At 63.0% G+C, this 12828-nt stretch carries 11 protein-coding genes; 6 read left to right on the plus strand and 5 right to left on the minus strand.

The genetic code is table 11. The features are described 5' to 3' along the window. Positions 1-2: 2 nt before the first annotated feature. Both AC3LB0_RS02465 and AC3LB0_RS02470 read right to left on the minus strand, forming a co-directional pair. On the minus strand, positions 3-212 hold the full coding sequence (locus tag AC3LB0_RS02465; protein WP_488649582.1) for a hypothetical protein: 210 nt from the start codon (positions 210-212) through the stop codon (positions 3-5). A 113-nt stretch (positions 213-325) separates the two neighbouring features. Next, on the minus strand, positions 326-1495 hold the full coding sequence (locus AC3LB0_RS02470; RefSeq protein ID WP_488649583.1) for a hypothetical protein: 1170 nt from the start codon (positions 1493-1495) through the stop codon (positions 326-328). Positions 1496-1541: 46 nt separating this feature from the next. Here AC3LB0_RS02470 and AC3LB0_RS02475 point away from each other — a divergent pair, with 46 nt between their 5' ends. Together AC3LB0_RS02475 and folP are read left to right on the plus strand one after the other, a co-directional pair. After that, on the plus strand, positions 1542-3026 hold the full coding sequence (locus AC3LB0_RS02475) for a bifunctional folylpolyglutamate synthase/dihydrofolate synthase (RefSeq protein ID WP_488649584.1): 1485 nt from the start codon (positions 1542-1544) through the stop codon (positions 3024-3026). Beyond that, a complete protein-coding gene (folP, locus tag AC3LB0_RS02480) occupies positions 3023-4369 on the plus strand; it encodes a dihydropteroate synthase (RefSeq protein WP_488649585.1) in 1347 nt (448 codons plus the stop codon). Before AC3LB0_RS02475 ends, folP begins: the two co-directional genes overlap by 4 nt. Positions 4370-4387: 18 nt before the next feature. Here the strand turns inward: folP and AC3LB0_RS02485 are convergent, their stop codons facing one another. Genes AC3LB0_RS02485 through AC3LB0_RS02495 form a run of 3 tightly spaced genes read right to left on the minus strand, consistent with a single transcriptional unit; the run spans position 4388 to position 8098 of the window. Then, positions 4388-5626 (minus strand): S1C family serine protease, encoded by a 1239-nt coding sequence (locus AC3LB0_RS02485; RefSeq protein ID WP_488649586.1) that lies wholly within the window; start codon positions 5624-5626, stop codon positions 4388-4390. Continuing rightward, complete coding sequence (locus AC3LB0_RS02490; protein WP_488649587.1) at positions 5619-7352, minus strand: ATP-binding protein; 1734 nt, start codon at positions 7350-7352, stop codon at positions 5619-5621. Before AC3LB0_RS02490 ends, AC3LB0_RS02485 begins: the two co-directional genes overlap by 8 nt. A gap of 17 nt (positions 7353-7369) precedes the next feature. Continuing rightward, the gene (locus AC3LB0_RS02495; RefSeq protein WP_488649588.1) at positions 7370-8098 is read right to left on the minus strand and encodes a response regulator; all 729 of its coding nucleotides are present in this window, start codon (positions 8096-8098) and stop codon (positions 7370-7372) included. A gap of 42 nt (positions 8099-8140) precedes the next feature. On the opposite strand from AC3LB0_RS02495, the gene maeA reads away from it, so the two are divergent. The 4 genes from maeA (at position 8141) to AC3LB0_RS02515 (ending at position 12817) form a co-directional block, all read left to right on the plus strand. Further along, positions 8141-9877 carry an oxaloacetate-decarboxylating malate dehydrogenase gene (maeA, locus tag AC3LB0_RS02500; RefSeq protein ID WP_488649589.1) on the plus strand — a complete coding sequence of 579 codons (1737 nt, stop codon included), beginning with the start codon at positions 8141-8143 and terminating at the stop codon, positions 9875-9877. A 26-nt stretch (positions 9878-9903) separates the two neighbouring features. Continuing rightward, complete coding sequence (locus AC3LB0_RS02505) at positions 9904-11016, plus strand: Re/Si-specific NAD(P)(+) transhydrogenase subunit alpha (protein ID WP_488649590.1); 1113 nt, start codon at positions 9904-9906, stop codon at positions 11014-11016. Positions 11017-11105: 89 nt separating this feature from the next. Beyond that, on the plus strand, positions 11106-11396 hold the full coding sequence (locus AC3LB0_RS02510) for an NAD(P) transhydrogenase subunit alpha part 2 (protein WP_488649727.1): 291 nt from the start codon (positions 11106-11108) through the stop codon (positions 11394-11396). Further along, the gene (locus tag AC3LB0_RS02515) at positions 11393-12817 is read left to right on the plus strand and encodes an NAD(P)(+) transhydrogenase (Re/Si-specific) subunit beta (RefSeq protein ID WP_488649591.1); all 1425 of its coding nucleotides are present in this window, start codon (positions 11393-11395) and stop codon (positions 12815-12817) included. Before AC3LB0_RS02510 ends, AC3LB0_RS02515 begins: the two co-directional genes overlap by 4 nt. Positions 12818-12828: the final 11 nt, after the last annotated feature.

Genomic DNA, 12828 nt, shown 5'->3' on the forward strand with positions numbered 1-12828 from the left:
GACTAGGCCTCTAGCCCCTCCCAGAGGCCGCCACTCGCCCAGGTAAGTCGGGGGCGTTCAGGAAGCGTTCCATCCACTCCGCGCTCGTGCTGCGCGGCGGCCTGCAGCGGCACCGGCGCCGTCCAGCACTCTTTCACGTCACTCTCGGCGACGAGGCGACGCTTCTTATCGATGCCGCAATACGAGACCTTGCTAATGAAGGAGCGGCGCATGTGCCGACAGCTTCCACACGAGGCGGTCGGCGTCTTACACACCCAACACTGACCAGATTCCTCTTGGATCGCGCTGCACGTTGGGCAGCGCCACGTGAGGGCCGGTGCAGCACTCACGGCTTCACCAGGTAGGAGCGGAAACTCTGGGTGCCAGAGATTGGGTCACCCACAGAAAGTTCATAGGTCACAGTGACAAGGCCACGTCCCTCGGCAGCGTAATTATCAGGGAATAGATAATCCCATGCGGCTCGGCCATTCACGTCGGAGGTGACACATACGGGAGAACTTGGGGGCAATTGATATGGAGTGACATACATGCACACCCGCACGTTTGCAGCAGGTGCACCTGTTGAGTCGGTTGCCGTTGCGGTGACGCGGAATGCGATCGGCTTCTTGCTCAGGATGATCGTTCCTGGATTTAAGATGATTGAGATTTGGCCGACCGATGCGCTCGTCGAGATCTCAACGCTCTTGGATGTCTGATTGCCGGCCCCATCGGTCGCCGTGATCGTTAGCACGTTTGTGCCATCGCGCAGCGTGATGCCAATGGAGAACGCACCCTTCGTTGTGGATCTTCCGCTCTCAATCGTTCCCGTTGTCTCGTTACGCATTTGCACATCAATATCTTTATCAGTCTTCCCCGTGACGGTGACAGCGTCACCGTTCATGATTTCTCCTGGAGTCGGCGCTGTGATGGTCAGCGACGGTGCAGTTGTATCGCGCACGATTGTGATTGGAGCTGAGCGCGTCCCCTCAACGCCGTTCACCACGACGACCGCTTCAATCACGTTGGTGCCAGCCGAGAGAGGAATCTGCGCCACGTCAAAGCCTGCCGTCTTCGGCATGTTGATCTCAGCGCCAGTGATAACCGATCCATCATCGCGCGTGATGATGATGCGAATAATTGCATCACTCTTATCGAGGAGATCCTGCGGCAGTGTGCCGCTGACGGTGATGGTTGCGGCGGCGGTGATCGGGTCACTCGGCGCGCTGAGGGTCGGCCGCCCCGGTTCAACTGAGGCGGGCGGCGGCGTAGGCGAGCTGTTGCCACCAATTGAGGTGATGAAGGGGAGCGCAATTGCAGCGAGGCCAATCGCGCCAGCAGCGACGAAGAGGGTGACAAACATGGAGAGGGCGGTCGCAATCGTTCCGCCGAGGCCGCGTGACGTGGATTGGGATCGCTGAGATGCTGAGTCAACGCGATAAGGGGGCGTGTACCCCTCAGAGCGACCAGGGAGGCCGCGCTGTGGTGGCTTCGAACTCGATCGACGGAAGAGTCCCATAGGGCGATTCTCGCACGCAGCGCGCCGAGACCGCTACGCTCCAACGATGCCCGATCAACCGAGTGACCCGCAGCTGATCCTCGAGATGCGCGATCGCGTTGCGCGCGCTCGCGCCGAGATCGTTCTCGCCGTAGGAGAGGGGCGTGGCGCCGACGCGTGGCGCGCCGCACTGGTGGCGCTTGAGTCGCGCGGGCGCTTCGGCATTCGTATGGGGTTGGGGCGCTCGAACGCCCTCCTCCGTGCCCTCGGCTCACCCGAGACGGGAGTTCGTGGTGCGCTCGTCGCCGGAACCAACGGCAAAGGGAGCGTCGTTACCCTCGTCTCGGCGGCCCTCCGCGCGGCGGGGATTCGCCACGCCACCACGCCGAAGCCGCATCTGGTCAGCTACCGGGAGCGGGTGCAGATCGATGGGCAGCCACTCGCCCCACTCCCGTTCGCCCAGGCGGTCGCGCGTGCCCTCGACGCCGCCGACCAGATCGAAGAGCGCGTGGGACCAGCCACCGAGTTTGAGATCCTCGTCGGCGCCATCTTCGAAGCGCTCCGCCAGAAGGAGATCACCACGGCGATCGTTGAGGTTGGTCTCGGTGGGCGGCTCGATGCCACGCACGCCTGGGATGGCGGCGTTGCTGTGGTGACCAATGTTGGTCTAGATCATCAGCAGTACCTCGGCGACACCATTGAAGCGATCGCCAAAGAGAAGGCGGCAATCATCGTGCGCGGCGATCGTGCCGTGATTGGGGCGAGCGAACGCGGCGGTGCGCTCGACGTGATTCGCCATCGTGCCCAGCGCGTTGGCGCGCCTTTCACGATCGCGCGTGCTGGCACCACTCGCTCACTCGGCCGCGATGGCATTGAGGTGGAGCTTGAGGGGCGTGGCGCGGTGCGCATCGGGCTACTCGGCCGACATCAAGGAGCGAATGCTGCGGTTGCCGCCGCGACACTCGACGCCCTGCGCGACGCAGGGATTGCCTCAGTGAGCGATGAAGAGATGCGCACCGGATTTGCCGCAGCGCGATGGCCGGGCCGTATGGAGCTGATCCCAAATGCACTCGGTGGTGGTGATGAGCGCGACATCCTCCTTGATGGTGCACATAACGAAGATGGCGCCGCAGCGTTGGCAGCCTCACTCGTAGACCTTGCGCCACACCTACGCAGCGCAAACGGTGCACGGAACACGCCACCCGTGCTGATCCTTGCCGCGATGGCTGACAAATCGATTGCGGAGTTGAGCGCCGCGCTTGCTACGTCACCAACGCTGCGCGCCGCGCAGGTTATCTGCACGAGCGTTGGTGATGTGCGCTCCCTTGCACCAGAGCAACTTGCCGCGGCGGTGCGTGCCGCCAGACTTGGCGTGCAGGTGCAGATCGCTGCAAACCCGAACGCGGCACTGCTTGCAGCGGCAGAGCATCAGGGACCAATCGTTGCAGCGGGATCGCTCTACCTCGTCGGTGCGATCCGCGGCGAACTGATGCGACGGGGTGTGCTCCCAGATGACGGGAGCCGTGATGACGTGGCAGGATCAGCCCTATGAGTGAGAGCCCAACGAACCGCGAAGCGATCAGCCACTCGTACGCGCCAATTCCGGCCACGACGATCGGCCCACTGCGCGCTGTGTGGGGGAGCCGTACCTACGTGATGGCGGTGGCGAACCTTACCCCCGACAGCTTCTCGGGCGATGGCCTCATTGCGCCGAGTGACACCACAGACGATCTACTGGATCGCGTAGAGCAGCTCGCGCGCGACGCGGTGCGCGATGGCGCTGATCTGCTTGACCTTGGCGCTGAGTCGACGCGACCGGGACATACGGAGATCTCAGCAGCGGACGAGATCGCTCGGCTGATCCCCGCGATTGAACGCCTTCGTCGCGTGCTCCCAACGTTGGCACTCAGCGCCGACACCCAGAAGGTTGAGGTGGCCGCCGCCGCACTCGATGCAGGGGCGCACATGCTGAACGACATCTGGGGGACGCGTTCGGGCGATGAGATGCTGCAGCTCGCCGCTGAGCGCGGCGTGCCGATCGTCGTCATGCATAACCGCAAAGAGGTAGCCACTGGCGAGCAGGCCGCCAACTTCACCGAGGAGTTCATGGACGAGATGGCGGCCGTTGTGGCGCGCGGCCGCGCTCTGGGCATTCCGCCGGAGCGGCTGATCCTCGACCCTGGATTCGGCTTCGGGAAGGGTCCCGCGCAGAACCTCGTCAGCCTTCGCCTCCTCGGCGCCCTGCGTGACCTGGGCCATCCCGTGCTGCTCGGCACGAGCCGTAAGTCCACGCTCGGGCGCGTCATCGACGGGTCCCCAGCTGACCGCCTGGCGGCCACGGTGGCCACGAGCGCGCTCGGGGCCCTGGCTGGGGTCGATATCGTGCGCGTGCATGACGTGCAAGAGAACCGCGATGCGGTGCGCGTCATCGATGCTGCACTTCGCGCAAAGGGCGATCAGCCCGATGATGCCATCGGCCCCAACCCGAATCGTGCTGACCGGCCTCTGCGCCCGAGCCAGCGTGACCGGATCACCGTATACAACGTGCGCTTTGATGCGGCACATGGCGTCTACCCGGAGGAGCATCAGAAGCCGCAGCCATTCTTCGTCGACGTTGAAGTGGACGCCGATCTTGCCCCAGCTGGTCGCGGCGACGCCCTCGCCGCCTCAGTCGATTACAGCGAACTCGTGCGCGTCGCGGTTGAGCGCGTCGGTGCAGGCAGACACGCCGATCTTATTGAGGCAATCGCAGAGCGCGTCGCCGACGCCGCGATGGAGGTTGTTGCAACGAGCAGAGCGACCGTGCACGAGGTACGGGTGCGCGTACGCAAGCCTGAGGCTGCCGTAGCGGCGCCGATTGATTGGGCCGGTGTTGAGGTTGTACGCAAGCCGTAAGGCCAGCGACGCATCAACCTACTCGGTTGGGCGAATCCCCAACTCCACCGTGATCGCGATTGATGAGCCATCGCGAAGCACGGTCAACGTAATTGTTGCGCCGGGCGAGTACTGTACCAACAGATCTTGCAGTGGGTGCCCCTCGTCAATCGCTGTCTTGTTGACGGCGGTGATGATGTCACCGCTCTTCAGTCCCGCCGCCTCAGCTGGGCTGCCGGAGATGATTGGCGATGTGGTTCCGTCAGCGACGATCCATGCACCGGCGCTGACAGAGAGACCATTCTCAGTGGCAATACGCAGATTGAGTGCCGTGTAGCGCACGCCGATCCACGGTCGCGACAGCGGGATGCCCGCGAGCGCCTGCTCAAGGATCGGTCGAGCGATATCAATTGGAATTGCGAATCCAATGCCAGCTCCCTCTGTAGAGATTGCGGTGTTGATGCCGATCACGGCACCGCTTGAGTCGACCAGTGCGCCACCAGAGTTTCCTGGGTTGATTGCGGCGTCTGTTTGAATGAGGCCGTTGATGGATCCGCTCTCCGTCGTGATGTCACGGCCGAGTGCCGAGACAATGCCAGCGGTGACAGAGTTGGTGTACACGCCGAGTGGTGAGCCGATCGCGATCGCGGTCTGCCCAACCTTGATGCCACCGGAGCGTCCGAGTGTTGCCGTAGGCAGCCCGGCGGCGTCAATCTTTACGACAGCAAGATCGGTAAGGGTGTCAACGCCGTAGACCGTGCCAGTAAAGTCTCGGCCATCTTTGAGGTGAACAAGAATGGAGGTCTCGCCGGCAACAACGTGCTTGTTTGTCACAATCCAACCATCAGCCGAATAAATCACACCAGAGCCGATGGAATCACCATCAACTGTGGTGACCTCGAGGGTGACGATTGCTGGAGAGACCCGTTCTGCAACAGCAACAATCGCCGACTGCTCGGAGACCAGTGTCTGTCGAATCTGCGTGGTGATGTCACCACCAGAGAGGCCATCAAGCAGGAGAATCGTCGCCGCAACGCCACCGCCAGCGCCAAAGAGCAGCGAGAGGGCGAGCATCCCGGCGATCGCGCCGCGGCTGAGCGATCCGTTTCCGGCACGAAGCGAATTGCGCGCCGCCTGTAGGGGGCCACTCTCTCGCGTGACCCAGGCGGCTGGTCCCGTGGCGGGCTCTGGTTCAAATCGAAGTGGCGAGCGCCGCTTCACTGGAGCCTTTGTCACCCTCTTTGGGGCGGCGGGGGTGCGCTTCGCTTTCTCAACCACGTTGCGTCTCCTTTGGATCTTCGGCGCTCTCAGGTGCCACGCTCAATGAGGCGGGCGTCTCACTCACCGTAGAGGATGGGGGATCGGCACGTAGAACACTGCGAAGGCGGAGTGAAGTTTTCGCAACCTCACCGAGGAGGGCTGCGGCACGCCGACCGAAGCTCACGAGCGTGGCTGGTCCCGCCTCAGTTAGGGGAGCCTCAGGGACCTCCTCCTCAACCGCCTCGGGGTCGGCTGGGAAGGTGAGGGCGAAGCTCGTCCCCTCGCCAGGGAGGCTTTCCACCACGATGCGCCCAGCGTGCATGTCCACGATCGACTTCACGATCGCCAGGCCGAGGCCAGAGCCCGTGGCTCGGGCGGCCCGGCTCGCCGCCGCCAGGCCCTCGGTACCGCGGTAGAAGCGATCGAAGATGCGTGGCAGCTCGTCCGACGAGATGCCGACCCCCGTATCGCGGACGGTCACCGTCGCGGCCCCGGTTGAGAGGAGTTGTACCGAGACAAGGACGCTGCCGCCCCGCGTGGTGAACTTCAGCGCATTAGCGACGAGGTTGGCAACAGCATGCCCAACGAGCGCAGCGTCGTGTCGAACCAGCACCTTACGCGTCGGCACCCGCTCGTCGACCGCAACACCAGCCCGGCGTGCACCTGCCGCCGCCTGCTCGACGGCCAACTGCACACTGGCACGCATGTCGGCAACAAGGAATACAGGGCGTGCGATCCCCGCATCAAACCGCGAGAGCTCCAAAATGTTTGACGTAAGTGAGTCCATTCGCTCAAGTTGTCGACCCGCCTCAACGAAAAGCCTCTTCCGTGTCACCTCATCAGTCGCTGAATCTTGCAGCAGGTCAACGAATGCGCGCAAGGCGGCGAGCGGCGTGCGGAGCTCGTGTGAAACATCCGCGAGATGCTGCTGCCCCCGATCTCGTTCGCGGCGTAGCGCCTGCATTGATCCCTGCAGCCGATCAGCCATGAGATTAAACTGATTGAGCAGCGCCACCATCTCGTCGTTTGCTGCGACCTCAATGCCGGTAGGGACGCGAGCAGAGAGATCACCATCACTAATCGCTGATGCCGTTTCAGAGAGAAGCTGTACGGGCTTTGCGAATCTTGCTGCAGCGATTGTAGAGATGATGATGGCGACAATCATTGCGAGGATGCCGACAAAGGTAATCGTGCCGGTGATTCCCGCCACGCGCCATTCACGGGTGGTAAGTGGCGAGATCAGCGTGACCTCAATACCAATCGACGAAGGCGCGCCGCCAATGATCACGACGCTCGGCTCAAGCTGAATTAAGTCACGCTCCTCGCCAGGCTCTAATACGGCCCCGTCAGAGCTAATCAAGAACTCCGATTCAGCTGCAGGAGAGAAGCGCTCCCTATCTGGATTCCATGTGCCAAATCGAACGCGCACGTCAGCACGGGCGATGCCAAGTGCGAGCTGCTGCAACTCTGGATCCTGCAACAAGAAGCGCTCACGTACCTTGTCGTTGAGCTGCCCTTTGCTATCAATAATGTCATCAGTCCCTGCAACGCTCTGCGCGAGGCTGCGGACGGCGCTTGACACGGCCGATGTTCGAGCCGCCTGTGCCGCGCGCTCTTGTGTCTCGAACTCTTGTGAGACGCGGTCAACAACAAGATAGGCAGAGAGCACGAGGGAGATCGCAACAATACCGAGGAAGGCGATGGTGAGGCGAGCGCGCAGCCCTCGGGGCGGTACGCCGTACAAGGAGTCGGTAAGCGGGCTCAGGTGCCGCTCCGTTCGCCACGATCACTGCGGTCAGAGAAGCTGTACCCCACCCCGCGAACGGTCAACACGAAGCGTGGCTTGGCTGGATTCGGCTCAACCTTGTCGCGCAAGTGGCTGACGTGCACGTTGATCGTCTTCTCGTCACCTGCAATCGCCGCGTCGTAATCACGGACACGTTCAAGAAGGTCTCGACGGCCAAAGACGCGCCCCGGCTTCTCGGCAAGGATGCGCAGAATTTCAAACTCCGTTGGGGTGAGGGTGATGCGTGCGCCACCACGTGTGACCCTGCGGCGCTCAAGGTCAATCACCAGATCTGCAGCCCGAATGACACGCCCGCCCATCGCATCGGCGAGGTCACCGTAGGCACGGCGTAGATGTGACTTCACCCGGGTCAGCAGTTCGCGAACGCGGAAGGGCTTCGTCATGTAGTCGTCGGCGCCAAGCTCAAGGCCGAGGATCGTGTCGACCTCCTCATCGCGGGCGGTCAGGATGATAACGGGGGCCTTGGAGCCCCCAGCGCGCAGTCGGCGCAGGAGCTCAAAGCCGTCGATCCCAGGGAGGCGCACGTCAAGGATGAGTAGGTCGGGAGCCTGCTTCATGCCTATCTCGAGGCCCTTGTCGCCGGTCGAGGCCATGAGCGGCAGGTAACCCTCGCCCTTCAGCGCCACCTCAAGGGCGAGCGCGACGGCTGGATCGTCTTCAACAACAAGGATCGTGGCTGCCATGCGCCGATGCTACACCCCTGACGAGGCTATCCTTCGTCTCACATGAGCACGCCAAGCGCCCCCCAGGTGATGAACGGCAACCTAACGCCCGCCGCCACCCTCGCGGTGAAGGAACGCGGCAAGGCCCTCCTGAGCCGACCCACCCTGAATAAGGACACCGCCTTCAGCCGTGAGGAGCGCCGCCTCCTCGGGCTCGATGGCCTCCTCCCCGCGTCGATCCTGACCCTTGAGGACCAGGTCGCCGTGGAGCTGGTCAAGATCCGCCGGAAGCAGGACCCACTCGAGCGCTACATCGGCCTCGCTGCGCTCCAAGATCGCAACGAGACGCTCTTCTATCGCCTCCTTGTTGAGAACGTCGAAGAGTTCCTGCCGATCGTCTACACGCCAACTGTCGGCGAGGCGTGCAAGCGCTGGAGTCAAATCTGGCGTCGCGCACGCGGCGCATGGATCACGCCCGAGGATGCATCGCGAATTCCTGAGCTGCTGCGCAATGCATCTGGTGGCGCAGAGATTCGCCTGATCGTTGTCACCGACAACGAGCGCATCCTTGGCCTCGGCGATCTCGGCGTTGGTGGCATGGGAATCCCAATCGGCAAGCTCTCTCTCTACACCGCCGCCGCGGGGATTCAGCCAACGTGGGCACTCCCAGTCTCGCTCGACGTTGGCACCGACAACAGCGAACTGATCGCTGACCCAAATTATCTCGGTCGCCGAACGCCGCGACTTCGCGGCGCCGAGTACGACGCATTCGTGGAGAGCTTCGTCCACGGTGTCCAGGCGGCATTCCCTGGCTGCGTCATTCAGTGGGAAGACTTCAAGCAGCAGAATGCGATCCGAATTCTTGAGCGCTACCGAAACAGCGTCCCTTCATTCAATGATGACATTCAAGGTACCGGCGCCGTTGCGCTCGCCGGCATCATCGCGGCAATCGTCGCTGGTGGCGGATCTGGTACGGGCAAGATTGAAGATCAGCGGATTCTCTTCTACGGTGCTGGCGCTGCAACGCTCGGCATTGCGCGACTCTTGCGCCACACGCTGGCCGCTGCCGGCCTGCAGGGAGCCGCACTCGATACCGCGATCATCGCCCTCGACTCAAAGGGCGTCGTACACGAAGGGCGCGCCGAGCTGGGTGACGGGAAGAGCGAGCTGGCACTCTCAAGCGCTGCAGTTGCTGCACTCGGCATTGGCAACCTGCTGGATGCAGGGCTTGTTGATGTAATCAGTCAAGTGAAGCCAACGATCTTGATCGGCACGAGTGGTCAGGCCGGAGAGTTCACAGAGTCGGCGATTCGCGCGATGGCGGCGGGCGCCGCAGCGCCGTTGATTTGGCCGCTCTCAAACCCCACATCATGTGCCGAGGCGACGCCGAGCGACATCTTTGCCTGGAGCGACGGTCACGCTGTGGTTGCAACCGGCTCACCATTCGATCCAGTGATGGTCGGTGGCACATCGAGAACGATTAGCCAGGCGAACAATGTCTACATTTTCCCAGGTGTTGGCCTCGCGGCGATTGCTGGGCGATTCAAATCCATCCCTGATGAAGCCTTCACTGTTGCGGCGAAGACCCTTGCAGCGTTGACGGCGCAGAGTGCGCCTGCTGGCGGCGCGCTCTATCCACCTCTTGCGGACCTGCGCTCCATTAGTCGCGCCATCGCCATTGCGGTGATTGAGGCGGGCGCAGCGGCGGGCTGGGCCTCGGCGGCTGACGGGGCGCGTGCCGCTGACCTTGTTGACGGGGCGATGTGGAGCCCGAACTACCGCACCTACGTTCCCGCCTAAACTACCGAAGAGCGAAAGGAGGGGTCATGCGAATCGGCGTCTTGCGCGAAACAGCCTCAGGCGAGCGACGCGTTGCCCTCGTTCCCGATGCCGTCACCAAGCTGGTGGCGGCTGGCCACCAGATCGTTGTGCAGCGAGGCGCTGGCGAGGCGGCCGGGTTCCTTGACGCCGTCTACGAGAAGGCGGGAGCCACGCTCGCCGCTGACGCCGCCGCCCTTTGTGGCGGTAACCCCGAGATCATCGTGAAGGTGCGCAAGCCGAGCAGCGCCGAGGCGGCACTACTACCGAAGGGCTCCACCCTCGTCGCCCTCTTGACCCCTGGCTCCAACGACGACCTTCTGCCAGCGCTTAAGGAGCGCGGCCTTACCGCCCTTGCACTCGAGCTGGTGCCGCGCATCAGCCGCGCGCAGTCGATGGACGTGCTCTCCTCGCAGAGCGGCGTCGCTGGCTATAAGGCGGTGCTGGTTGGCGCGAGCGCACTCGACAAGTTCCTGCCGATGTTGACCACGGCAGCTGGAAGCATCGCCCCAGCAAAAGCATTTGTGCTTGGCGCCGGCGTCGCCGGCCTCCAGGCCATTGCCACGGCGCGACGCCTTGGTGCGGTGGTGAGCGCCTTCGACGTGCGATCCGCCGCTGGTGAGCAGGTGCGCTCGCTCGGCGCACAGTTCGTCGAGCCCGCAGCGAAGGCCGAGGGGACGGGCGGCTACGCCCGCGCACAGACCGAGGACGAGGCGGCCCAGAACGCCGCGATCATCGCCGACCACATCAAGAGCCAGGACCTGGTGCTGACGACCGCGCTGATCCCTGGGCGCAAGGCGCCGATTCTCGTGACTGATGCGATGCTTGCCAGCATGCGACCAGGATCCGTTGTGCTCGACCTCGCCGCCGAATCGGGCGGCAACGTTGAGGGTTCCGTTCCGGGCGAGACGGTGGTGCGCCACGGCGTGCAGCTGATCGGCGTCGCCAATATCGCCACGTCGGTTCCACTCCACGCCAGCCAGATGTTCTCCACCAATGTGCGCACACTCCTGACGCACCTGAGCGGCGAAAATGGCGCGCTGACCGTGAACGCCGCTGACGAAATCACCGGGCCGATGCTTGTGGTGCATAACGGCGCTATGCCGGTGAAGACGTCATGACCGCGCTGTTGACTGCCCTCGGTGCCGCCGCCGCCATTATCGCGGCGACGTCCGGAGGAGCCCCGACCGCAGCAGTGTCAACGACGCTGATCGATGCGCAGATTGTGGAGGTCTACGTCTTCCTCCTCGCCGCGTTCATCGGCTTCCAGATCATCACTAAGGTGCCACCACTTCTACACACGCCGCTCATGGCGGCCACAAATGCGATCTCGGCGATCAGCCTCGTTGCCAGCATCGTGATCGCTGGCGCTGAGCGACCACTCTTCATCAACATCATGGGTGCGGTTGCGGTTGCCGCCGCAACGATCAACGTGGTCGGCGGATTCGTCATCACCGACCGCATGCTGAAAATGTTCAAGAAGACTGAGGGGCCGAAGTGATCGACCAGCAGATCGGCGCACTCTTCGTGCAGGTAGCCTACATCGGCGCCTCTGCTGCGTTCATCCTCGGCCTCCGCGGCCTGACGAAGCCTGACACCGCACGCCGCGGTATGCAGCTCGCCGCATTCGGCATGCTGCTCGCCATCATCGGCACCCTGTTGAACCACGAGATCGTGAGCTACCAGTTCATCATCATCGGCCTCGTTGTTGGTAGCGCGATCGGTTTGCCAATGGGTCTCCTCGTGCCGATGACCGCCATGCCGCAGCGCATCGCCATCAGCCACATGTTCGGTGCCCTGGCGGTGACACTCGTCGGGATCGCTGAGTTCTTGCACTACCGAGACGTTCCAGGCGGCCCTGGTGTGGTCAAGATGATCGCCCTTGGATTCGAGACGCTCTTTGGCGCCCTCACCATCACGGGTTCCTTCATGGCGTTCGGCAAGCTACAGGGCTTCATTACCGGTCAGCCGATCACCTTCCCTGGCCAGAAGCTGATCAATGCCGCCGTCTTCTTTGGCGCGGTTGGGCTCTACGTGGCGTTGGTGGTCACACAGTCAGGCGGCTCAACCGGCGACTCTGGGCTGCTCATGTTTGCCGTCATGACGGTGCTCGCCCTCGTCATCGGCGTCACCCTCGTGCTGCCAATCGGCGGTGCCGATATGCCCGTGGTTGTCTCGCTCCTGAACTCGTATGCGGGTCTTGCCGCGAGCGCCACCGGTTTCGCCATCGGCAACAACATCTTGATCGTGGCAGGCGCCCTTGACGGTGCCAGCGGATTCATTCTCTCGATCCTTATGTCGAAGGCGATGAACCGCTCATTCGCCAACGTGCTCTTCGGTGCGTTCGGTGGCGAGAAGGCGGCAGCCTCTGCAAAGAGTGCTGAGGGCCTCACAACGCGCAGCGTCACGCCAGAAGATGCCGCAATGCGTATCGGCTACGCCCGTAACGTCATTATCGTTCCTGGCTACGGCATGGCGGTGGCGCAAGCCCAGCACGCTGTACGAGAGCTTGCCGAGCTGATCGAGAAGCGCGGCGGTCGTGTGCGCTTCGCCATCCACCCAGTCGCCGGGCGCATGCCGGGGCACATGAACGTGCTGCTCGCCGAGGCGAACGTGCCGTACGACCACCTCTTCGACCTTGATGAGATCAATGAAGAGTTCCATGCCTGTGACGTTGCCCTGGTGCTCGGCGCGAACGACGTGACGAACCCTGCCGCCAAGAACGATCCAGGCTCACCGATCTACGGCATGCCGATCCTCAACGTGCAGGATGCCGAGCAGGTCATTGTGGTGAAGCGCGGCATGGCGACCGGCTTCGCGGGCATCGAGAACGAGCTCTTCTACCTCGACAAGACGTCGATGCTCTTCGGCGATGCCAAGAGCGTCCTCTCTCAGGTCGTCACCGAAGTGAAGGGGCTCTAGGCGCCAGTGGA

It is taken from the genome of Candidatus Limnocylindrus sp., from assembly GCF_040397235.1.
Lineage (GTDB): Bacteria > Chloroflexota > Limnocylindria > Limnocylindrales > Limnocylindraceae > Limnocylindrus.